General features: G+C 50.8%; 18 protein-coding genes. 13 read left to right on the top strand and 5 right to left on the bottom strand.

Going from position 1 to position 21,932, the window contains the following annotated elements; translation table 11 throughout:
* Positions 1-14 precede the first annotated feature (14 nt).
* The 3 genes from DACE_RS07090 to DACE_RS07080 all read left to right on the top strand — a co-directional run bounded on the left by DACE_RS07090 (position 15) and on the right by DACE_RS07080 (position 2,556).
* The gene (locus DACE_RS07090) at positions 15-407 is read left to right on the top strand and encodes a hypothetical protein (RefSeq protein ID WP_155809027.1); all 393 of its coding nucleotides are present in this window, start codon (positions 15-17) and stop codon (positions 405-407) included.
* Positions 408-411: 4 nt separating this feature from the next.
* Positions 412-849: an Ig-like domain-containing domain gene (locus DACE_RS07085; protein ID WP_005999754.1), complete on the top strand. Its 438-nt coding sequence runs from the start codon at positions 412-414 to the stop codon at positions 847-849.
* A gap of 276 nt (positions 850-1,125) precedes the next feature.
* A complete protein-coding gene (locus tag DACE_RS07080) occupies positions 1,126-2,556 on the top strand; it encodes a radical SAM protein (RefSeq protein WP_005999751.1) in 1,431 nt (476 codons plus the stop codon).
* 83 nt (positions 2,557-2,639) lie between these two features.
* On the opposite strand, the gene DACE_RS07075 is transcribed toward DACE_RS07080, so the two are convergent.
* The gene (locus DACE_RS07075) at positions 2,640-3,689 is read right to left on the bottom strand and encodes a hypothetical protein (protein ID WP_005999750.1); all 1,050 of its coding nucleotides are present in this window, start codon (positions 3,687-3,689) and stop codon (positions 2,640-2,642) included.
* Between the two features lie 134 nt (positions 3,690-3,823).
* Between DACE_RS07075 and DACE_RS07070 the strand changes: the two genes are divergently transcribed.
* Both DACE_RS07070 and DACE_RS07065 read left to right on the top strand, forming a co-directional pair.
* Entirely contained in the window at positions 3,824-4,369 is a 546-nt protein-coding gene (locus DACE_RS07070; RefSeq protein WP_198912529.1) for a methyltransferase family protein, read from the top strand.
* 4 nt (positions 4,370-4,373) lie between these two features.
* On the top strand, positions 4,374-5,327 hold the full coding sequence (locus DACE_RS07065) for a hypothetical protein (protein WP_005999746.1): 954 nt from the start codon (positions 4,374-4,376) through the stop codon (positions 5,325-5,327).
* On the opposite strand, the gene DACE_RS07060 is transcribed toward DACE_RS07065, so the two are convergent.
* Complete coding sequence (locus tag DACE_RS07060; protein WP_005999744.1) at positions 5,318-5,530, bottom strand: hypothetical protein; 213 nt, start codon at positions 5,528-5,530, stop codon at positions 5,318-5,320. The two genes, DACE_RS07065 and DACE_RS07060, sit on opposite strands and share 10 nt — an antisense overlap.
* A gap of 716 nt (positions 5,531-6,246) precedes the next feature.
* On the opposite strand from DACE_RS07060, the gene DACE_RS07055 reads away from it, so the two are divergent.
* Complete coding sequence (locus DACE_RS07055) at positions 6,247-7,215, top strand: transporter family protein (protein WP_005999742.1); 969 nt, start codon at positions 6,247-6,249, stop codon at positions 7,213-7,215.
* 129 nt (positions 7,216-7,344) lie between these two features.
* On the opposite strand, the gene DACE_RS07050 is transcribed toward DACE_RS07055, so the two are convergent.
* Positions 7,345-9,627, bottom strand: coding sequence for an NADP-dependent malic enzyme (locus DACE_RS07050; protein ID WP_005999739.1), 2,283 nt, complete (start codon positions 9,625-9,627; stop codon positions 7,345-7,347).
* A gap of 612 nt (positions 9,628-10,239) precedes the next feature.
* On the opposite strand from DACE_RS07050, the gene rfaD reads away from it, so the two are divergent.
* The 5 genes from rfaD to DACE_RS07025 all read left to right on the top strand — a co-directional run bounded on the left by rfaD (position 10,240) and on the right by DACE_RS07025 (position 19,481).
* Positions 10,240-11,235, top strand: coding sequence for an ADP-glyceromanno-heptose 6-epimerase (rfaD, locus tag DACE_RS07045; RefSeq protein ID WP_005999737.1), 996 nt, complete (start codon positions 10,240-10,242; stop codon positions 11,233-11,235).
* Between the two features lie 219 nt (positions 11,236-11,454).
* Positions 11,455-12,888, top strand: coding sequence for a PQQ-dependent sugar dehydrogenase (locus DACE_RS07040; RefSeq protein WP_005999736.1), 1,434 nt, complete (start codon positions 11,455-11,457; stop codon positions 12,886-12,888).
* Positions 12,889-12,947: 59 nt separating this feature from the next.
* Positions 12,948-15,539: a PD-(D/E)XK nuclease family protein gene (locus DACE_RS07035; protein WP_162013593.1), complete on the top strand. Its 2,592-nt coding sequence runs from the start codon at positions 12,948-12,950 to the stop codon at positions 15,537-15,539.
* Positions 15,536-18,841 carry a UvrD-helicase domain-containing protein gene (locus tag DACE_RS07030; protein WP_005999732.1) on the top strand — a complete coding sequence of 1,102 codons (3,306 nt, stop codon included), beginning with the start codon at positions 15,536-15,538 and terminating at the stop codon, positions 18,839-18,841. Before DACE_RS07035 ends, DACE_RS07030 begins: the two co-directional genes overlap by 4 nt.
* Positions 18,842-18,845: 4 nt before the next feature.
* Positions 18,846-19,481, top strand: a complete 636-nt coding sequence (locus DACE_RS07025; protein WP_005999730.1) for a class I SAM-dependent methyltransferase — start codon at positions 18,846-18,848, stop codon at positions 19,479-19,481.
* A gap of 60 nt (positions 19,482-19,541) precedes the next feature.
* On the opposite strand, the gene DACE_RS07020 is transcribed toward DACE_RS07025, so the two are convergent.
* Both DACE_RS07020 and DACE_RS17175 read right to left on the bottom strand, forming a co-directional pair.
* Positions 19,542-19,934: an FxsA family protein gene (locus DACE_RS07020; RefSeq protein ID WP_005999728.1), complete on the bottom strand. Its 393-nt coding sequence runs from the start codon at positions 19,932-19,934 to the stop codon at positions 19,542-19,544.
* A gap of 325 nt (positions 19,935-20,259) precedes the next feature.
* Positions 20,260-21,126, bottom strand: coding sequence for a MazG nucleotide pyrophosphohydrolase domain-containing protein (locus DACE_RS17175; RefSeq protein WP_081449967.1), 867 nt, complete (start codon positions 21,124-21,126; stop codon positions 20,260-20,262).
* Between DACE_RS17175 and DACE_RS17170 the strand changes: the two genes are divergently transcribed.
* Both DACE_RS17170 and rpmF read left to right on the top strand, forming a co-directional pair.
* The gene (locus tag DACE_RS17170; protein ID WP_005999724.1) at positions 21,104-21,649 is read left to right on the top strand and encodes a DUF177 domain-containing protein; all 546 of its coding nucleotides are present in this window, start codon (positions 21,104-21,106) and stop codon (positions 21,647-21,649) included. The genes DACE_RS17175 and DACE_RS17170 overlap by 23 nt on opposite strands.
* Before the next feature lie 99 nt (positions 21,650-21,748).
* Positions 21,749-21,928, top strand: coding sequence for a 50S ribosomal protein L32 (gene rpmF, locus DACE_RS07005; RefSeq protein ID WP_005999722.1), 180 nt, complete (start codon positions 21,749-21,751; stop codon positions 21,926-21,928).
* Positions 21,929-21,932: the final 4 nt, after the last annotated feature.

The raw sequence follows: 21,932 nt of genomic DNA, 5'->3' as shown, positions 1-21,932 counted from the left end.
CCTGGGAAGCCATAGTGCAATTACAGTCCGGCGTTGCCACCAACGAACTGATCTTTGGACAATGGCCGATGGCGGATCCGTCTCTGGAAAACAGTGCAGCTGTTCCGGCCTTGTTAAAGGGTGCGTTGCAAAGCTGTTTTATGCGAAAAGAGCACTCTTTGTGGCGGGATATCCGTGCATTGGCGGTCTCATCACCTGTGGAGTGGACGGTCAACATTGAGCACGAAAAGAGCCTGAATCAGCCTTTGATTCTCCGATGGAAACTCGACCATGTGCCTGGGCAAGTCACATTGAAGTTGGTGACACCGCAGACGTCTGTGCCGATTATTGTGGCGGCCGGAACGTCTCAACGGTTTGAGCTGAAGAAAAACATGACATTTAAGATTATTGCCGAAATAAAGGAGTAATTGGATGAAGATAAAACGATGGGTTTTACTCTGTCTGGCCTTGTGCCTGACTCTGACCGGTTGTGATGGTGGTGGCCATTCGCACGATACGCAAGCGCCTCTGGCGATGACGGTGTCACCCGCGCGTGATGAAGTGGTCAATGGTGCAAACAGCGTGATTTCCGTAACCTTTGATGAGCCACTCGACGCGACAACGATCGATCTCGCGACGATCAGCCTCGAAGATGGTGATGGTAACGCTGTTGCCGGAACTGTCAGTTATGATGACTCTACCTATACTGTGACCTTTACACCAGCGACTGTTTTACAGAGCCTGACGACCTATACGGTTGTTGTTGCTGCCGGGATTGCCGATAACGCTGGAAACGTGCGAGAGGATGACATGGTGTGGAGTTTTTCCACCAGTGATTTCTCTCCTCCGGATCCACCTGTGAGTGAGTAGTTTGTCTTATATTTAAAAGGTTGTCTTTAACAGCGCCCTGTGTCTGCATCTCGCGGATTGCAGGGCGCTTTTTTCTCTGAAAATACTCTCTACGATTTCCACCTCAAACGCTGTGCCGTAAGCGTGAAAGAAACGGCACGCGACAACGTTTTTCTATTTCTTCTTCAGGTAAAATCGATTAGTTTACGCCATCCTGAAATCAAGCCGGTTTTTTTTGACTGTTCAAACATGCCTGGTGTTGGCTTACAGGGTCCTTTTGTCGTGGAGGTGCGTCGTATGGCGTTGTCAAAGAAGCGGCGGCAACATTGGATTGCAGCCAACCAGCAGGAATATTCCCAGAATTACTCTTCGCTGCATTTTTTATCGGCAGACAAATATGCCCAGGCACATCAGTCTCGCCAGAACATCTTGGATTCATTGGCATCTGATGTCGCAACAGGATGTTGTGAAACCAAGCTGGATATGAACAATTTGTCGCCGGGCTGTCGGATTTGTGCCGATGGTGACTGGTCCTGTCTGTTCATCAATGGTCGTTGTAATTGCGATTGTTTTTATTGTCCGACCTCTCAACAGGAGATCGGGCAACCGACAACCAACAGTATTGAATTTCGTCATGCGGAAGACTATGTCCTCTATCTGCAACGCTTTGGTTTTCGCGGAGCCAGCTTCAGCGGTGGTGAACCTCTGTTGACCTTTGATCGAACACTGCATTTTCTTAAAACCATCAAGGCACACATGCCCAGTGACTTTCACACCTGGCTGTACACCAACGGGTCCCTGTTGACGGATCAGATGGTTGATCAGTTGGCTGCGGCAGGTCTGGATGAGATCCGTTTTGATATCGGTGCCACCAACTATCAGTTGACGGCACTCAAACGGGTTGGCAACGCGATTCCGGTGGTGACTGTAGAGATTCCTGCGGTGCCGGAAGAGACGGAGCGCCTCAAGGAACTGCTTCCTCAGTTGGTGGATAGTGGTGTGCGTCATCTTAATCTCCATCAGTTGCGCTTGACGCCCTATAATTACCCGCGTCTGATTCAGCACGATTACCGCTATCTCCATGGGGAAAGAGTGACGGTACTCGATTCTGAACTTGCAGCGCTGGAATTACTGGAATTTGTTCACAGGAACGATATTGGTCTGCCCATCAACTACTGTTCATTTGTCTATAAACACCGCTTTCAGGCGCAGGCCGCCCGCTTACGCAATGGGCACTTTATGGCCAAGAGCTATGAAGGCCTGACAGAAAATGGCTATATCCGGACGTTGATTTTAGCGGGAGAAGTGTCAAGGTTGCAGCAATTGTGCCGCCGGTTCAGTGAAAACAACTGCGATCCAACCTTGTGGTCTTTGGTCGAATCGCGTGGTCGGCTGCATGTTCATCCTTGCCTGTGGCCATTGGTAGAACTTGATGGTGTCGAAGTGATTGTCGACTATGCTTTTGCCCGGCAACTTCCACAAATGACCTATCGTAACCCTTTTACCCGCATTGAATTGAGCTCGCGACAGGAATTTGTGATCGAACGCAGCAGGGCAGGACGGGAGATTGTTTTCACTGCGGAGCAGGCGGAGTTTTTTGTCCGTAACGTACTGCTGGCGAACAGGGCTCCGAAGGATCTGGGGGACGACGCGTCTACTGTAGATGAGTTCTGGGAAGATGTGCTGGCTTATGAAACAATTCCGCACGGGCTCCAGGAGTATTACTGACTTGTCCTGAAGTCAGTGCGGAATCGTGGTGTTACCTGAGTAGCCTGATGGTCTGAGCTTATCCTTGCGCAGGCGGGTGAATGTCAGATCACCAGGTCCAGTTCTTGAATCGTGCCTGCACGTCCATCTTCATGTAGAAAAATACCGGTTTCACGCGTCTGTCCGAGCAAGCTGTTGTCACTGGAATCTGTCAGTGAAAACGGTGTTGATGTTGAACCGAGATAGATGGCGCCAATCCCTGCCTGTCCCAATGACAACAGTTTTTGACTGCCGTCGCTGTCGCGTGTCCAAATGCGCAGGCGGTCATAAATGCTGTCTTGTTCATCAATCCACATATTGCCATCGTTGTCGTAGGCTGCCAGTTCAGAAAATCCGTCATTGGTGGTCGGGCCAAACAGTTCGCTGCCGTCGTTGATGATCCCATCACTGTTTTTATCCAGGGCCAGAAAACCGCTGCCGGGAGTAACAAATGAGATCTGGTCTTGCTGTCCATCAAGGTCAAGGTCAAAGCTGATTTTGTCTGTTGTCAACTGGGCGGCTGTGCCATTAAAGTTAATGACGAGAGGGTCTTTAAGTGCTTGTCCTGCGCGGACATTGACATTCGTCTCCTGGTAAAACTCGCGGCTCATATTCAGTTCAACATTCAAATCGATTTGGCGTCCATCCGCTGTCGTAACTTGAGCTTGGGCGGAAAAATTGACACTCTCCTGCTCATGATAGGATTCGTGGTAACTGTAGACCAGACCAAAGCTTTCAGGGCGGTTTCCCCCTTGAGGTTGGCTGTTGAGCTGGGTGGCTGTAACCTGTTTCTGTAGGTTCTGAGCCACATTGATTTTGTGGTTCAGCGTTATCTTTTTGCCGGTCAGCATCTCCGTAAGTCGCTTAAGCAGCAGAATATCGAGCTCTTCGAGCGGATCTTCATTGTCGAGTGGATCGACAATCTCCGCTTGTGTTTGCTGGGTGTTGTGAGCTGCAGAGCTCAGGTGGACACGGCTGGCTGTTTTCCCCGGAGGAGAGGGCGTGTTTTCGTCTGTTTGTGGTGTCGTCCAGAATTGCAAAGTTTCTTGCTGGACGCTGGTTTGCGATTTTTGATGTTGAGCTTGCAGTTGGACTGTTGATTCGGTGATAATCATCGCGGCCCTCCGTGGCTGTATGGTGATAAAGTGAGTACATGGCAATGTCTTCCCTGACATTTCCATGCCTCGATTATATCGGTATAATGTCTAAAATCTTTAACTCTTTTTTTTGCTGGCATAAAGGAGTCTTTGTGCGTACCAGTTTTTTTATTCTGATCTCTTTGATTTTATTATGGGTTTCCAGACGTCCCTTGCGCAATTTCCGCAGTCACGGTTTTTATCGTTTTTTTGCCTTTGAGGGTGTTGTGGCTCTGGTTCTCATCAATCATCCCTACTGGTTTGATGAGCCCTTTGTTTTGCGGCAGTTGATTTCCTGGATGTTGCTGTTTTGTTCCGTTGGTTTTGTCATTCATGGTGTTCAACTGTTGCGCATTGTCGGTGGGCGTGGCGATCGTCACGATATGCCCGAGAATCTCGCCTTTGAAAATACCGTTACACTGGTTGAGGTTGGCTTGTATCGTTTTATTCGACATCCCATGTATGCGTCGTTGCTGCTGTTGGCGTGGGGGGCTTTGCTCAAGCATCCGGTACCGTTGACCGTTGCTCTTGCTGTGTCAACAACCCTGTTTCTCGTAGCAACGGCCAAGGTTGAGGAACGAGAAAATCTGCGTTTTTTCGGTGCTCAGTATCAAGACTACTGTCGGCGGTCAAAAATGTTTATTCCTTTCGTGTTCTGATGGTATGAAAAAATTGCGGATTTTTGTCTCAAAACTCGTCCGTGAAACGTTCACCACCAGTGTTGCGTTATTTAAAATAACGTTGCCTATTTCAGCATTAACCAAGCTGTTAACAGATTTTGGTGCCACAGACATGGTTGGCTCCGTGCTCGGTTCGCTGATGGGATTGTTTGGTCTGCCCGGAGAGATGGGGCTGGTTTGGGCCAGTGCCTTGCTGACAAATCTTTATGGTGGTTTGAGTGCTTTTGCCACATTACCGCAGATTGGCGATCTGACCATTGCTCAAGTTAGTGTGTTAACCACGATGATGCTGATGGCTCATGGCTTGCCGGTGGAAATGATGATTGCCCGCAAGGCTGGAGTTCGTCTGCGTTTTTCACTGTTTGTCAGGGGTGGTGGGGCTTTGTTGGCGGGACTGGTTCTCCATGGTGTCTACCAATGGACCGGGTGGTTGAATCAACCCTGCCAAGCTCTCTGGCAACCGCCGAAAGTTGACGCGGGTTGGCTGAATTGGGCACTGGCCCAAGGGCAGAATATGTTGGCTATTGCCGGTGTGATTATGCTGCTTCTTGTCGTGATGTATCTATTGGAATTTTTGGGTGTTATCCGCTTGCTGACCCGATGGTTGCGCCCTTTACTGGTGGTTTTGGGGATGAGTGATGCAGCGGCTCCGGTGACGATGATCGGGATGTTTCTTGGCCTGAGCTATGGGGGTGGCTTGATAATTCAGGAAGCGCGTAGTGGCAAACTGCCTGTGCGAGATGTTGTCCTGTCTCTGTCGTTGATGGGATTGTGTCACAGCGTTATTGAGGACACGCTGTTGATGGGCATGGTTGGGGGACACTGGTCCGCGATCCTGGCAGGCAGAATTGTGCTTTCCCTGTTGGTGGTGATGGGGCTGCGCCTGGTATTGCAGATGGTGCCGTTGGCAGTCCTCAAGCGTTATGTTTATGCCTGACTTGCAGCCTGATTAAGGTCGACCATCAGGGCGCCCAGATCGAGTTGGTAGGCCGATGCGACAGCCTCCACAGTGTCAAACAGCGCGGTGCAACACAGGCAGACACCGGCCTGTTCATCGTAACGGTGAAACGTTTCAATGGTTTGTTCGTGGGCGCTGACAATATCCAGTAAGGTCATGTCAGACCGAATTGCCTGCTTCATAATGACGGCTCCTTGTTTGTTAGAAGGGCTTTCAATTTCATTCCCATTCGTGTTTTATTCTCTCTTCCAAAGATTTTGTCCTGAACCTCGACAGCCACCAGTTGTACCACAATTTACCAATGACAGGTTGATCGCAGCAGTTCATATCTCCCGTTTTATGTGTCATCGATTCAACGGATCGTATGATTCTCTGGTGTTGGTGATAAACCTCGTGTCTGAAAGGGAGTTTATGCTCCTTAATGTGGATTCCATTGGGGGGGCAGGTTAGGAAAAAACGCATAAAATGTATTTTTTTTAGACACCTGTTATAGGTGGTTCCTATGTTGGCGAAAGCGTCTTTCTACTTCATATCCAATATAACCTACTGATATTCGAGACTCAAAAACGCATAAATACTATATTTTAATACATGGCAAGTTTTATATATGGGAGGCCCTATTAATTGGCATGCTCTATTTTTAATCTTGTTTCTTTGAGTCTTTTGTTTATAATGCAGACAGATTTTGTCATTATTTATGGATTAAAACTGGATGAAATTTGTTATCAATTGCCACCTGGAAAGAAGATAAAATTGGTCGACAATTGAAGATGCATCATTGAATTGAATTTTGATCGTTTTAGATACGCTGTTGATTTGTACATCGGAAGAAGGGTTGTAGGAACCCTGTTTGCTTCTGATGTTTTAGACAACCTGTAGGGAAAGGGAGGTTTTCCAAATGGGAAGAACAGTTGCGTTTCAAAAATGTCTATGTGTTGCAATTGTCATTATTGCAGCGGTTTTGTTGATGGTGCCGCAAGTGGGGTATGCCGATGACTTTGACCGGTATATTATGCCGCTGTCGAATCCGGTCTACAATGCTGAAGCTCGCAATAAGACAATGATTCGTCCGATCTATCTTTATCAAAATTTGCCGGAGAAAGTTCAAACCAGTGTCGGAAAAGTGCCTTTGGATGGGCATGTTCAGGGGGTGGCTTTGGCGGCAACAATTGCGTTGAGTGAGCGGTTTTCCATTGTTGCAGTCAAAGATGGTTACCTGGATTGTGAACCGGATGAGACGTTGAGCTCACACAGTGGCTGGGCAGATCTGGCGGCAGGATTGCAATATTCTCTCATCTACAACCCTGCCGATCAGCTGATTGTTTCAGCGCGGGCTGTTTATGAGTTACCTTCGGGCGATGATGAAATTTATCAGGGCAATGGCGACGGTGCAATTACGCCCTCTCTCATTGTTCTCAAGGGCTTCGACAGGTTGCAATTCTCCGGCACATTGGGTGTGGTTCTGCCTCTCGACACTGATGAAGAGAATACACTGCTCTACGATTCCTGGCATTTGAGTTATGCCGTAACCGATTGGTTTTTTCCGTTGGTCGAATTTAACCATTTCTACGTGTTGGAAAGCGGTGATCGCGAAATTCCTGAGTCGGGGCTTGGTGCCATCGGTACCGGTGACGAAGATGATTTGGTGGCCGGTATTGCGGAATTCAATGGGTGTGACCTGATCAATCTCGGTGGCAGCAACAGCGATGAAAATCGCAACTTTGCAACCCTGGCTGTCGGGGCACGCTTCCGGTTGACAGATTGGCTGGATGTTGGAGCGGCTTACGAATTTGCTGTAACCGATGAATCGAAGGGAATGTTGGAGGACAGATATCTGTTCGATATGGTAATATCAGTGCCATTATAATCAGTAACAAGTTTCCTTGTTGCTGGTTGGGGAAACGGCCGGGATGCTGGTGACATCTCGGCCGTTTATTTTTTAAGGCGGTCGCATCTGATGGGTGCGACCGCCTTATTTTATGTCAAATGAATGAAATCAGTGGTAACCGTTGTTGATCTCTTTTTCAAAGGCGTCCTGAGCATCCACAACCGCCACAGCAGCCATATTGACGATATCATTGACTTCATCACCGCGTTGCAGCACATGAACCGGTTTTTTCATGCCCATGAGGATGGGGCCGACAGCTTCGGCACCGCCAAGTTTGCTGAGAAGCTTGTAGGAAATGTTGCCTGAGTTGAGGTCCGGGAAGACCAGGACATTGGCATTTCCTTTGAGTTGAGAGAACGGATATTGTTGTTCCGTCAGGTCAGGATCCAGTGCAACATTGGCTTGAACTTCACCATCGACGACCAGATTGGGAGCCCACTCTTTAACCAGTTGCGTGGCACGGATCACTTTGCTGGTGAAAGGGTGAAGCGCGCTGCCGTAGTTAGAGAAAGACAGCATGGCCACCCGTGGCTCCACATCAAAATGGCGTGCTTTGTTTGCAGCGAGAATGGCGGTTTCGGCCAGTTCTTCGGCGGTCGGATCAATGGTCACCGTGGTGTCGGCGCAGAATATCACATCCTTTTTGAACACCATCATATACAGACCATGAACCCCTTTAACCTGGGGTTGCTTGCCGATCACTTCCAGTGCCGGACGGATGGTTTCCGGGTAATGATGATTGACACCGGAAAGCATGGCGTCGGCATCGCCCATTCGCACCATCATTGCCCCGTAATAGTTGCGCTCGCGGCAAATTGTCCGGCTGGCTTCGGCCAGCGTAACTCCTTTGCGTTGACGCAGACGGAACAGCTCGTTGGAGTATTCGTGGTGCTTGGGGCTGCCTTTGGTGTCGATAATTTGTACACCGTGAAGGTCCAGACTCAGTTCCTTGATCATCCCTTTGATCTTATCCTCAGGACCAAGCAGGATGGGGATGGCGATCTTCTCATCAATGAGGATTTGAGTAGCCCGAAGGATTTTTTCATTGTCGCCCTCGGGGAAGACAATGCGCTTGCGATCCGACTTCGCTTTGTTGATCAGGGTGCGCATAATCTCTTTAGAACGACCCTGCAAGGCTTCGAGGGATTCGGTGTATTTGTTGATGTCGCCGATGTCGCGTGTTGCAACGCCGCTGTCAATGGCGGCTTTGGCAACAGCCGGAGCAACGTGCAGCAAAACACGCGGATCAAACGGTTTGGGGATCAGATAGTCACGGCCGAAAGAGAACTTGGTGTTGCCGTAGGCTTTGATGACCGAATCGGGAACATCTTCTTTGGCCAGGTTGGCCAGAGCTTTAACCGCAGCCATTTTCATCTCATCGTTGATAGCCGTGGCGTGGGTGTCCAGCGCGCCACGAAACAGGAACGGAAAGCACAGCACGTTGTTGACCTGGTTAGGGAAATCACTGCGTCCGGTACCGACAATAACATCGCTACGCACCTTAATTGCTTCGCTGGGCAGGATTTCCGGGTCAGGATTGGCCATGGCAAAAAGAATCGGATCTGCGGCCATGGAGGCAACCATCTCCGGTGTTACCGCATCTTTGGCGGAAACGCCGAAGAACACATCGGCATCGACCATCGCTTCTTCGAGAGTACGGCATTCCATTTCCGTTGCCAGGCGTGCTTTGTAGTCGTTCATCCCTTCAGTACGACCTTTGTAGATGACGCCTTTACTGTCGCACAGGATCATGTTCTCTTTTTTTGCTCCGAGGGTCAGAGCCATTTGAGCACACGCAATGCCTGCGGCTCCTGCACCATTGACAACAATTTTGATTTTACTGATGTCTTTTTTGATCAACTCAAGAGCATTGATCAGACCGGCGTTGGCGATGATGGCCGTGCCGTGCTGATCATCGTGGAATACTGGAATATTCATTACTTCTTTGAGTTTTTCCTCAATATAAAAACATTCCGGTGCTTTGATGTCTTCAAGGTTGATGCCGCCAAACGTCGGCTCAAGCAGGCGCACGGTATTGATGATTTCATCCGGCTCTTTGGTGTTGAGTTCGATGTCAAAGACATCGATGTCGGCAAAACGCTTGAACAGAATCCCTTTACCTTCCATAACCGGCTTGCCGGCCAGGGCGCCGATGTCACCGAGTCCAAGGACCGCGCTACCGTTGGAGATAACAGCGACCAAGTTGCCTTTGGCGGTGTATTTATAGGCATCTTCAGGAGATTCTTCAATCGCCAGACAGGGTTCGGCAACACCGGGGCTGTAGGCCAGGGAAAGGTCGCGGCTGGTATCGCACGGCTTTGTGGCGATAACTTCAATTTTTCCTTTGCGCCCGCTGCTGTGATAATCAAGAGCGTCTTGCTTCTTTGCCATAAGAGAAAGTCCTTTCATTTTTACTGGTATTAAAAATATGTTGCAGTTCAGATCATGGGGGACGTCATCTGAGGTGACGATGAATCTGCTAAATTATCCCTTTTAGTCAGGGTAAAAAAGACAATAATCCCGTCTACGCTATGCTGTCAAGGACAAAGGGGAAAAATGAAACTCTGTTTAATCCGAGTAAAAAAACATTGTTGTGGCGAAATTCCATTCTTGTCTATTGCCGTTCTCAGTGTAGCAATGAATCAGTGAAAGTCATCAGTTGCTGGCGATTCTGTGGTTTCAGATTAAAACTCAGGACGTTTTTTGCGTTCTCAAAAAACAATATTGTGTCCTGAACAGATTTACTGTTTGTGATTGTATCCGGGACGAATTATTTTATTTAAACAAACAATGTTATTTTTTTACAAGTTAGGTGGAGGTTGCTTCTGGCCAACATGACTTCACTGTTTGCCAGCAATCGTTGATAATGCTAAACTTTTCTGTGAGTTACCGGTTGTGGTTGCGGAAGCGAAAACCGCCAGTGCCCGCCGGAGTTTTGCACCTATTGCGCGGGGAATATCCTGTGCCTTTTTTATCTTCTCAATTGAGTAAAGGAACAACATCGTGATTATTGTAACAGGTGGAGCAGGTTTTATCGGCAGTGCCATGGTGTGGAAGCTCAACCAGATGGGGCGACAGGATATTCTCATTGTCGACTCACTCGGTTGCAGTGAAAAATGGAAGAACCTGATCCCATTGCGCTACAGCGATTATATTGAAAAAGATGATTTCCTTGAGTTGGTTTTGACGGACCAGCTGGATCAACGTTTTGATCTCGGAGAGCAGGGGATTGAGGCTGTTTTGCACATGGGAGCCTGCTCTGCGACGACGGAGCTGGATGCCCGTTATCTGATTCACAATAACTTTGAATATACCAAGCATATGGCGCGACTTGCTTTGCGCAGTAATGCCCGGTTTATCTATGCATCCAGTGCCGCGACCTATGGCGACGGCGAAGACGGTTTTGCTGATGATGAAAATGCCCTGGACAGTTTGCGCCCTCTGAATATGTATGGCTACTCCAAGCAGATGTTTGATCAGTGGGCGAAGCGAGAAGGGATTCTTGATCGCATTGTCGGTTTGAAGTTTTTCAATGTTTTCGGCCCCAATGAATATCACAAGGGCGACATGAGTTCGCTGGTGATCAAGGCGTACCATCAAATTCTTGAAACCGGAAAAATCGGTTTGTTTAAATCGTATCGTCCAGAATATGCACACGGCGAGCAGAAGCGCGATTTTGTCTACATCAAAGACGTGGTGGAGATGTCGTTGTTCTTCCTGGACAACCCTGAGGCCAACGGGATCTACAATATTGGCAGTTCAGGAGCCAGTACCTGGAACGAGCTGGCCGAGGCAATCTTTGCCGCTCTGGAGCGTGACCCGGTAATTGACTATATAGAGATGCCGGAACATCTTAAGCAGAAGTATCAATATTACACCTGTTCCGATGTCAGTAAGCTGCGTCAGGCCGGTTTTAAGCAAAGCCAGACGGCATTAACCGATGCTGTTCGCGATTATGTGGTCAACTATCTGATGGCGTCGAAGCATCTAGGTGACTAGTGTCCCGTGTGGTTCGTTCTATCGTCCAATTCTGGCTTTTACTCGCTATCGACGCGCTGCCTTCTCGGCTCGGCTTAGGCCGGGCCTGCGGCGGCACGTCTTGACAGCAGAAAAAATGACTCAGTTTTTATACAAACAACGAACCAAACGGGACACGCGTTTGGGACGGGTTGTGGTCTTGTTGTATGTGCTTACCTGGGACAGGGAGGATCTGCGTCTGTGTGGTATCTGATCCGGTTCATATTTTTCACCCTGCTGTTGAGCGGCGGGGTGTTTATCTCCATGGCGGTTCGCTATCTTGAGGTGCCGTTTTCGACCAGTTGGCTGTGGTTCATGTCGACCTTTGTCATTGGTGCCGGTCTTGGCCTTCTGGTGAAAAACTGCGGTCGGGGCGGTCTGTTTGTGGCTATCCCGATTTCGGTTTTAGCGGCAAACACTCTGGTCGGGACGTTGTGGCCAGCCGAGGTAAACCAGAATGTCTTTCGCGCCTTTAATACTGTTGCCAAACGCGACCAGGTGTATCATCAGCTCAAACGCCACTTCCTGCCGGTGCGCCAACAGGATCTTGAAGTTGCCGAACGGTTACAACGCGGTGTGTTTGAGGACGACCGTGAGCTTGTCGTTGCGGGTCCTCTGGCCATTTCAGTCTATGCAGCGGGGCTGGTTGAGGCGCAGGGGTTGGCAATTTCACAGGCCGGAGATGTTTACGTCAGTTTGTCGCGGGTGGGTAAAGTTGTCCGCTTGCGTGATCATGATGGTGATGGTGTCAGTGATGAAACAACGGTGATCTCACGCGGGCTTGATCGTCCCTCCGGTCTGGCTGTTGACGGCAATATCCTCTATGTTGCCACAGCCCATCAGGTGATGCGGGTCAGCCCACTTGATGGGGAGAGTCAGAACACAGAGGTTTTCTGTCGCGACCTGCCTGTTGACAGTCAGTCCTGGCGGCATACGTTGGCGGTTTCGCCGAGTTCGGATGTGTATGTGTCCGTCGCTGCCGGGCAGATGGAAGACCCGAGGCGTGACTGGCGCTATGCCTCGGTCGTTCGTCTCGACAGTGACGGCCGCAGCCATCCCTTTGCCTCCGGTTTACATGAATGCCTGGGGTTGGCCTTTCATCCTCAGAGCGGCTCGCTCTGGGCCACGGATGACAGTCCGGAAACCATTGGCTTTGAAGTCCACCCGGATGAGCTTAACGTGTTGCGCGATGGTGGGGATTTTGGTTGGCCGTTTTGTTATGCCGATCGCAAACCGGATGCGCAGCTGGGTTCGTTGGGGATTTGTCAGGCCACAGAACCTTCTGTGATGGCGTTGCCGTCACATTCAACTCCCGCAGGAATTGTCTTTGGTGATCGATTAAAGGCTGATCCGCTTTATCGTTCCATGCTTTATGTGGCGATGAACGGTTCTGAACATGGCAAGCAGAATCAGGGGTTTCGGCTTATGGCGATTCCTCTGACGGACGTTGGCCGCATCCGAGGCTGGGGCATTGATCTGGTCAGTGGCTGGAGCGTTGATGGTGACGTCTGGGGGCGACCGCGTGATGTTGCTGTTGGCCCGGATGGCGCCCTGTATGTCAGTGACTCGTTGGCTGGTGCGGTGTACCGAATCTGTTTTCCTTTTCATGCGCCGCATGAACCTGCGGACTCTTGAACCCTATGTTGTATCCCCCTGAACATCCTATCTGGTCGCACCTTGAAGCGGGTCACTGTGTGATTACTGTTAACCGTCGCCTAGCGCGTACTCTCGCTGAAGATTTTGCCGGATATTGCGCCTTGCAGCAGTTGTCCGTCTGGGAAACGCCAGCGATCTTCCCTGTCAATGAATGGTTTGAACGGGAATTTGCACGGCTTGACTCTGATCTGGTGTTGCTGGAGTCGTCTCAGGTTGTCGCAGTGTGGAACCGGGTGATTGAGGAGGATTTACATCGCAGTGGTGTTGATCTGCTTCAAGTTCCGGCCACGGTTCGTCAAGCTGTTCGGGCAGACACCTTATGTTGCGATTATCTGGTAGACAGTTATATTCCCGATGGTGTTGAGCAGGAGGCTTTTTTACGCTGGAGGCAGTGTTATGAAGCCCGTTGCCGTGAGCAACAATGGCTGGACCGCACCCGCCTGCCTGAGATGATTGAACAAGCCGTCAGCGACGGACGACTCATTGTCGATAGCGGCCAGATATGGCTGGGTTTTGATGATCTGACACCGTTGCTGCATCGGATACAGCAGACGCTTAACAGCGCCGGTTGCACGATTGAAAATCTTGCTGCCGCTCGCGTTAACCCGGTTGCATTTGATGCGGTCGCTGCGGCTGACGAATCCGAGGAGTTACTGGCTGCAGCACGATGGGCACGCCAGTGTCTGGAACAGCAGGTTGGTATTGTCGCAGTTGTTGTGCCGGAGTTGGAGCGTCTTCAGGGCGAGGTACAAACAATTTTTTCCCGTGAGTTGTCTCGTTCCGCCTATCCGGATCGTGTCCCGATGGACACGTTCAATATGTCGCTCGGTTATCCGCTGGCGGATCAGGGTATGGTCGCTGCCGCATTGACTCTGCTGCAGTTACAGGATTCGTTGGACTTTGACCAGCTCAGTTATTTGTTGCGATGCCCGTGGTTTGCCGGTGGCATTGATGAATGGCAACAGCGTGCACTGTTTGAACGTCAGTTGCGTGCGGATAACGTCCTGCGTCTGTCGGTGTCTGATTTGCTTTATCGTTTGCGCCACCAACCGCAGGCTCCTCGGGGTATGCTGCACCTCGTTGAACAGTTGCAACGCTGGCAGGGAGAGCACGACAAAATTGCACCGGCTGACTGGGTTGAGCATTTAAACTCGTTTTTGCAACAGATCGGTTGGCCGGGGGACGCTTCTCTGGACAGTCGTGGTTATCAGGTGTTTGCTGCCTGGCAGGACAAGGTTCTCACTCCTGTGGCGCGTCTTGGCGTGGTTAGCGCAACCATGACACCAGGTCAATTGGTGTCATGGGTTTGTCGTCTTTCTCGTGAAATTCTGTTTCAGCCCAAAGCCCAAGACCATCGCCTGCAGATTATTGGCCTGCTGGAAACGGCGGGTTTAACCTTTGATGCGTTGTGGTTGTGCGGTGCCGGTGAGCAGGTGTTTCCCGGCGGTTTGTCGTTTAATCCATTTCTGCCGGTAGCCCTTCAGAAGCAGTCTCAAATGCCTCACAGTGATCTTTTTCATGAAGCAGACTACGCACGTTTATTGTTGGAGCGTCTGCAGCATGCGGCGCAACAGATGGTAATCAGTTATGCGCAGAATAAGGAAGAACGCCCGTGTCGATGCAGCCCTTATTTGTCTCAACTTCCCTGGCAGCAGTGTCAGGAGACGGATGGTGTGGATTGGAATGGAGTGTCTTTGGAAGCCATTGATGACTGCCGTGCGCCTTCGTTGTCCTCTGCTCAGTTGGAGGAGCCGTTGAGCGGCGGGACCGGTCTGCTCAAAGAGCAGGCCCAGTGTCCGTTTAAGGCCTTTATCCATTACCGTGTCGGTGTGCGTGCTCTGGATGTGCCTCAGCCCGGATTGACCAGCCGTCGTCGTGGTGATCTGTTGCACCGGGTTCTCCAGCAAGTGTGGCAGTGTCTCGGCAGTCATGCCGGATTGCTGGACTATGATGACACAGCACTACGTGAATTAATTGCCGAGCAGGTTGTGGCCGTTCTTGATGGGACCCGCTTTGCCGGGCACGAACGGGCATTGCTCGCTGTTGAAAAGCAACGGCTGGAGTCGTTGGTGCTGGAATGGCTTGATGTGGAACGCCAGCGTGAGCCTTTCAACGTACAAAGTGTAGAAGAGCGTCAGCAGCTTCAGGTTGGGCCGTTACGCTTGAATACGATTCCTGATCGCATTGATATGACTGCAGATGGGCGGATGATTGTTCTCGATTATAAGACCGGCCAGATCAGTGTTGGCGATCTGGTTGGCGAGGTGCTTCTTGAACCTCAATTGCCGGTCTATGCTCTGCATGGAGTGCAGGGCGATGTGGCCGCCATCAGTTTTGCCCAGGTGCGTCACGGTCGGTGTGCGTTTAAAGGGGTTTCCGCTGAAGATGAGGTTCTGCCCGGGGTTCGCAGTGTTGAACGCAGTCGTGGTGTTAAGGAGGGTATCGCCAACTGGACTGAACTGATTGACCACTGGCGTCAGCACGCGCAATGTACGGCGCAGGCTGTTGTTGATGGTGATGCGACCGTGACTCCGATTCATGCTAAGGTGTGTCAGTTTTGCGATCTGAAAGGGCTGTGTCGAATTGATCTGCAATGCGTAGAAGAGCAACACGGGGAGGATAAGGCATGAGCACCATTGATCTTGTTGATGCTCCGGCACGACGTCTGGCCGTTGACCCAACCCGCTCCTGTCTGGTACGTGCTCCGGCCGGTTCCGGTAAAACTGAATTGTTGATCCAGCGTTTTCTGGCACTGCTGGCGACGGTGCCGCGCCCCGACGCCATTCTGGCCATCACCTTTACCCGCAAAGCCGCCGCAGAAATGCGTCAGCGGGTGCTCGATGCGTTGCTGGCTGCTCAGCAGCCGTTGCCCGATCAGGCCGGCGAGCATCAACGCACAACATATCGCTTGGCCACTGCCGTGTTGCAGCGCAATGAGACCCTGGCATGGAACCTGTTTGATCACCCGCAACAGCTGCAGATTCAGACCATTGACAGCTTTAACGCCAGTCTGGTTGCCCGCATGCCGTGGCTCAGCCGTCTCGGTGGTCTGCCGGCTATCAGTGACCAGCCGCGCCAGCTCTACCGCCAAGCTGTCCGTCAATTGCTTGCTGCTTCACGGACGACGGATAAGCTGAACCGCGGACTTCGTCAGTTGCAATATCATCTGGATAATCGTTCCGATCGGCTTGAAGAGTTGCTGGTTCAGTTGCTTGAACGCCGCGATCAATGGTTGCGCCATCTGTTCGGTGATCAGGTGCGCCCGCGTGACGAGCTGCAGCAGGCTCTTGAAGCTGTGTTGGCGGAGCACCTTGCTGAAGCGGCACGGGCTGTCCCATTGGCCTGTCGTGATGAAGTCATGGCTTTGGGGCGCTTCGCTGCAGAGCAATTGGCAGATGAGCAGCGCCCGATCTCTCATCTGCTGCAGGCTGAGTGTTTTCCCGAGGCGGATCTGGAGGCTTTGCCGGTGTGGCGCGGCCTGGCTGAATTGCTACTGACCTCTGAAGGGCAATGGCGCAAGGCCTGCAACAAAAATATTGGCTTCCCAGCTGGGAAAAAAGACCCTTTTGCGTCAATGAAACAGCGCATGCTGGAGCTTCTCAAGCGTGTGTCAGACGAAGATTGTCAAGCCCTGGCTCAGGTGGTGTCTTTGCCGAGTGGTGGCTATTCGGACCAACAGTGGCAGACGTTGGACGCTTTGTTGGATGTCCTGCCTGCTTTGGTGGCTCAGCTATGGTGGGTGTTTCGTCACTGTGCCGAAGTCGATTTTACAGAGGTTGCTCTCAAGGCCCGCCAGGCTTTGGTAGACAGTGGCCAGCCCACGGAACAGTTATTGGCTCTTGATCGCCAGATTGACCATATTTTGGTCGATGAGTTTCAGGATACCTCGTGGTTGCAATTTGACCTGCTGTCCACTCTGGTCAGCGGCTGGCAGCCCGATGATGGTCGTACGCTGTTTGTGGTCGGTGATCCCATGCAATCCATCTATCGCTTTCGTGAAGCTGAGGTTGGACTGTTTCTTCAGGCCGGGCAGCAAGGCATTGGTCCCGTTTCCTTGCAATCGCTTCAGCTCAGTGCCAACTTCCGTAGTCAGCAGGGGATTGTTGATGCGATCAATGGCTGGTTTCCGGATATTTTTCCCGCCCAGGAGGATGCCGGACGGGGAGCGGTATGTTATTTCCCGGCACAGCCGGTTCTGAATCGGGGAATGGGGGAGGCTGTCTCCGTTTATCCCGACTATCACAATAATCCTGATGAGGAAGCGGCTGAGGTGGTGGAGCTGATCAAGGTATTGCGTGACCGTCATCCCGCCGAGAGTATTGCCGTGCTGGTTCGGTCGCGCACTCATCTGAAAAGCATCCTGCCACACCTGCAAAAACACGCGATCGGCTACATGGCTCAGGATATCGATGTTCTGACTCAATGCCCGGTGGTTTCCGATTTAACGGCCTTGACCAAGGCCTTGCTGCATGGTGGTGATGATCTCAGTTGGCTCACGGTATTGCGCGCACCCTGGTGTGGTCTAACTCTTGATGAGTTGATCCACTTTGCGCCATCCAAAACAACCACCGTGGCGCAATTGGCGACGACGGAAGCTGTGCTCAGTGCGTTACCGCCTGCTTCGCAGCAGCGGGTGGCTGCCGTTATTGCCATTGTTGTCGAGTACCGTCGCCGCCGAGGTCGTGTGCCTTTACGGCAACTGGTTGAATCGTGTTGGCGGGATCTTGATGGCCCCTGCTACTATGGGGGACAGGCTGTTCATGATGTCGAGCCTTTCTGGGCTTTGCTTGATCGGCTCGATTACGGTGGCGATCTGTTGGCGATTGAACAGCTTGATGAGTCTCTTCAGCAGTTGTTTGCTACACCGGTTGTGTCCGGTGAGTCTGCGGTGCAGGTGATGACGATTCACAAGGCCAAAGGCTTGGAATTTGATCATGTCGTTCTGCCGAGTCTGGGGCGTAAACCGCGTCGTAGTGATCATCCGTTGATGCGTTGGCTGGAACATCCGACACATGGCCTGTTAATGGCACCGATTACGGCTCCTGGTGATGTCGCGGATCCGATTTATGGACTTCTTGGTCAGTTGGAGCAACGTAAAGAAGACTATGAAGTTGCTCGTCTGCTCTATGTGGCGCTGACTCGGGCGCGCCGAACGCTGCATCTGTTTGGTCAAGCTGCTCTCGCTCGTGACGGACAGGCGCAACCGGCGTCAGGTTCTTTGTTGGCAACCCTGTGGCCGGCTATTGGTCATCACTTCGTGCCTGATGACTCGCAGACCCTGCAGGGCGATAGTGAACAGGATGCCAGGCGCTACGGGCCACCGTTGCTTCGGCGTGCCGAACCTCTGTACGCAGTTCAGCCGAAAAGGGCTGAGGCCGATGGGGTGACGCCGTGGAGATCCGGCACGATTGCCAGCCATGTCGGGACGCTAGTGCACCACTGGTTTGAGCGTTTTGCCCTGGATCCGCAGGCGATTGAAAACTATCATCAGGTCGAACAGCGCTCTGCTTTGATTGGTCGACAAGTTCGTCTGCTCGGTCTTGCTGAACACCATATAGAGCCGATGGTCGGCCGCATCAATCAGCTGATTGATACGATGCTGTCCAGTGATCGGGGGCGCTGGATTCTTGCTCCCCATCCACAGGGGCGTAATGAGTATGCCCTGAGTGGAGAGCTTGATGGCCAATTCGTCAATGTGGTTATAGACCGCACCTTTATTCACGAAACAGAGCGTTGGATTATTGATTACAAAACATCGGTTCCCGGTCGCTTGTCCATGGAGGAGTTCTATCAACAGCAGGCGGAAATATATGCGGATCAGCTTCACCGTTATGCTCAATTGCTCGGGCGTCTTGATCCGGAGCACCGCTGTCGTTGTGCCTTGTATTTTCCAGCCTGCGATGGCTGGTATGAACTGAATTTTCAGGAGTGAAAAGATGGCAGAGAAAAAAGATTTTAATCGTGTTGCAATTCAGTGGGATGACAAACCGCGCCGGGTGCAGTTGGCCATTGGTGTTGCTGAGGGGATTCGACAGGCTGTCCCGCTGAACGAGACCATGACTGCCCTTGATTTTGGCTGTGGTACGGGACTGGTGACCTTTAATCTGGTTGACTCACTCAAGCACGTCCTCGCAGTGGACAGCGCGGAGAAGATGCTGGAAGTCACTCTTGAAAAAGCGCGTGAGCAAGGGGTTGACCAGAAAATCGAAACGCAATTGAGCCATGATCATTTCCCTGACAACATTGAGCAGATGTTTGATGTGATTTACAGTTCAATGGTGATGCACCATGTTCCCGATGTTGCGGCACTGGTCAGGTCGATGATACAGCATCTGGCTCCTGGGGGGTATGTGGCCTTGGCTGATCTCGATGTGGAAGAGGGGACTTTTCACGATGATCCGACCGGCGTGTTTCATCACGGGATTGACAGACACTGGCTGGTCAACTATCTGAAGGATCAAGGTCTGTGTGATGTTCGGGCCGATACAGTGCATACCATTGTTAAGCAGCGTGAGGGCAAGGAGGAGACCTTTACGGTGTTTCTGGTGAGTGGTCGTCTGCGGACATCGTAACGGTGTTCGCTGTCTGCTCGTGGTGGTTCTGTCACGGGGCCACCGAAACAGACGCTGGCATTACCCCCGGTAGATACGAATATTTCCCTGTGAAGACATTTTTTCCAGCCAGTGTCTCACCCATTGTTTGATCATGTTGCGCGTAACCGGAACCAGAAGACAAAAACCTGCCAGATCCGTACAAAATCCGGGTGTGAGCAGGGTCAATCCACCTGCAAGAATCATGGCACCATCCAACAATTCCTCGGTCGGCATTTCACCGCGTTCTAACGCCAGTTGAATTTTTCTCACGGTTTCACTTCCCTGTGTTCGTGCTAGGTAGGCTCCCGCCACTCCTGTGAGTAAAACCAGAGCGACAGTTGGCCCAAGCCCGATGATTTCGCCAGCTTGCAGCAATACGTAAATTTCAACAATTGGAATAACTATAAATAAAATGAGTAATCTTATAAACATTTTTGCACCCTTTATGTGTCCTTGTTAATTTTTATTTTCCGTTTTCAATCACAGATCGTGTGTATTGGCAATAATTTCATCGTAAAACTGATAACCTACTGAAATATAAAACAAAATATATGTGCGTAAAAAATAGGCAAAATGATGAAAGCCTTTTTTGCTGTGGTATTTAGAGATCCGTTAACAGTTTTATCAACAGGTTATCAACAGCTTTTGTGGGTAAAATCATAAGTGGCTTGAAATGTGTTGTTTTTTTTCGTGTCAAGGTTTTTGTTCGCCAAAAATCATTTTTCCAACCCAACTTTAATAAACTGTAAACGTAATTTTAATAATTGTCCTGTCCGCCCTCAGTTGGGGGTGGTGGGGAGCCGTTCGATTGTTTGATCATTTGTTGCCGCAGGCATGTTTCGGCATCAATGTCGTGCTGCTCGGCTAGTTGAACGCAATAGACAAGCAGCTTACCGATGATTGTTTCGGCTGTCGACCGGTTTGTGCTGATTTCCAGTTGGCGGATGTGAGCGAAAGCCTGTTGGGTTGATGGCGGTTGGATGGTGTTGTGTTTTCTGATGCTTTTTTGCGTTGCCAGTAATGACGGTAGTGGGGCCATGTCGTGTTCTGGCGGAGCCGGTTGGCTGCGTTGCTTGCTCTCTTCAGCTTTGATGGCCTCCCATTGTTGGTTGATCTGTGCTTCGCTCATTGCCGGCAGATCGTCAAAAACGTGTGGATGACGCCGGATCAGTTTTGCCTGGATTGCTTCGCTGACGTCGAACAGCTCGAACTGGCCCGCTTCCTCATAGATGTCGGCAAGGAAATAGATCTGCATGAGGAGGTCGCCGAGCTCGCTGCAGATATCTTCTGAGATGTTGTGGTCGATGGCATCAAGGACTTCATAGGCTTCTTCGAGAAGGTGTTTTTTGATGGTGTCAGGGGTTTGTTTTCTATCCCATGGGCATCCGCCGGGCGCACGTAGTGTTTTGATGGTCTGGTTGAGATTTGTCAGGGAGGTCGCGAGTTTTTGCCGTGAATCTGACATGGTTTTATATCCCTTTTTTTGGGGAAAGGATTGCCGAATAAGGCCAGTATTTTTCCGCTTTGGAGTCCCTGTCTTTTTGCTTGACAAAAGAGGGTTAGACTCTATACTGACCGCTTTCTTTAACGGGTTGAAAAACATGCAATTACGAGCAGAAGACATTAAAGACCATCACTCTGGTCTGCACATTGAACAATCGGTTGACCAATATCCTATCCTGGCACAGTTGGTCAAGGATGGTGGTTATGTTTTTCGTACCCCGGTGCAGGTTGATGTGCACGTCAGTGTTGTCGGTGGTGTGATCGAGTTGGACGGGCACATTCAGGTTGAAGTTGAGATCCCTTGTGGCCGTTGTTTGACTCCGTCGGTTTATTCACTCTCTGGCGACTTTCATCAGTCTTTTGTTGAGGAGCTTCCCAATATTACCGGTGAGGATGGTGAAGAGCTCGAGTTGACTGCTGAAGAGATGGGTCTCGAACTGTTCGATGGCGAAGCCATTGATTTGGATGATGAGGTTCAGCAACAGGTGGTGTTGTTGCTCCCGGCCCATCCTCTGTGTGATGAAGCCTGTAAAGGGTTGTGTGTGGAATGTGGCGCCAATCTGAATGAAGAGCCCTGTGAGTGTGCTGAGAAAAAAGTCAGTATGCACTTTGCAGCCCTTAAAGATTTTAAGGTTGAAAAATAACATCGTTTCGGTTTACTTTTGGTCGGTTGTCGGCGGGATGACGCCGTCATGTAATTGACAAAATATCAGATAGATACAAGAGCAAAGGAGATTCAGCTCATGGCAGTACCCAAGAAAAAGACGTCCAAGTCCAGACGTGATATGCGTCGTGCACACGATGCTCTCACCGCACCTGGTGTTTCCGTATGTCCTCAATGTGATGAACCCAAGCAGCCGCATCGTGCGTGCCCCAGCTGTGGTTTCTATAAAGATCGCAACGTTCTCGATTCTGAGGATTAAGGGT

Origin of the sequence: Desulfuromonas acetoxidans DSM 684, assembly GCF_000167355.1 — a bacterium.
GTDB lineage: Bacteria > Desulfobacterota > Desulfuromonadia > Desulfuromonadales > Desulfuromonadaceae > Desulfuromonas > Desulfuromonas acetoxidans.
This window is presented reverse-complemented; position numbering and strand designations above follow the sequence as displayed.

Coding starts and splice junctions, on each gene's coding strand:
- DACE_RS07065 (WP_005999746.1), top strand. CDS start 4,374: ATGAAAAAATTGCGGATTTTTGTCTCAAAACTCGTCCGTGAAACGTTC.
- DACE_RS07085 (WP_005999754.1), top strand. CDS start 412: ATGAAGATAAAACGATGGGTTTTACTCTGTCTGGCCTTGTGCCTGACT.
- DACE_RS07050 (WP_005999739.1), bottom strand. CDS start 9,627: ATGGCAAAGAAGCAAGACGCTCTTGATTATCACAGCAGCGGGCGCAAA.
- DACE_RS07025 (WP_005999730.1), top strand. CDS start 18,846: ATGGCAGAGAAAAAAGATTTTAATCGTGTTGCAATTCAGTGGGATGAC.
- DACE_RS07030 (WP_005999732.1), top strand. CDS start 15,536: ATGAGCACCATTGATCTTGTTGATGCTCCGGCACGACGTCTGGCCGTT.
- DACE_RS17170 (WP_005999724.1), top strand. CDS start 21,104: ATGCAATTACGAGCAGAAGACATTAAAGACCATCACTCTGGTCTGCAC.
- DACE_RS07075 (WP_005999750.1), bottom strand. CDS start 3,689: ATGATTATCACCGAATCAACAGTCCAACTGCAAGCTCAACATCAAAAA.
- DACE_RS07055 (WP_005999742.1), top strand. CDS start 6,247: ATGGGAAGAACAGTTGCGTTTCAAAAATGTCTATGTGTTGCAATTGTC.
- DACE_RS17175 (WP_081449967.1), bottom strand. CDS start 21,126: ATGTCTTCTGCTCGTAATTGCATGTTTTTCAACCCGTTAAAGAAAGCG.
- DACE_RS07080 (WP_005999751.1), top strand. CDS start 1,126: ATGGCGTTGTCAAAGAAGCGGCGGCAACATTGGATTGCAGCCAACCAG.
- rpmF (WP_005999722.1), top strand. CDS start 21,749: ATGGCAGTACCCAAGAAAAAGACGTCCAAGTCCAGACGTGATATGCGT.
- DACE_RS07020 (WP_005999728.1), bottom strand. CDS start 19,934: ATGTTTATAAGATTACTCATTTTATTTATAGTTATTCCAATTGTTGAA.
- DACE_RS07060 (WP_005999744.1), bottom strand. CDS start 5,530: ATGAAGCAGGCAATTCGGTCTGACATGACCTTACTGGATATTGTCAGC.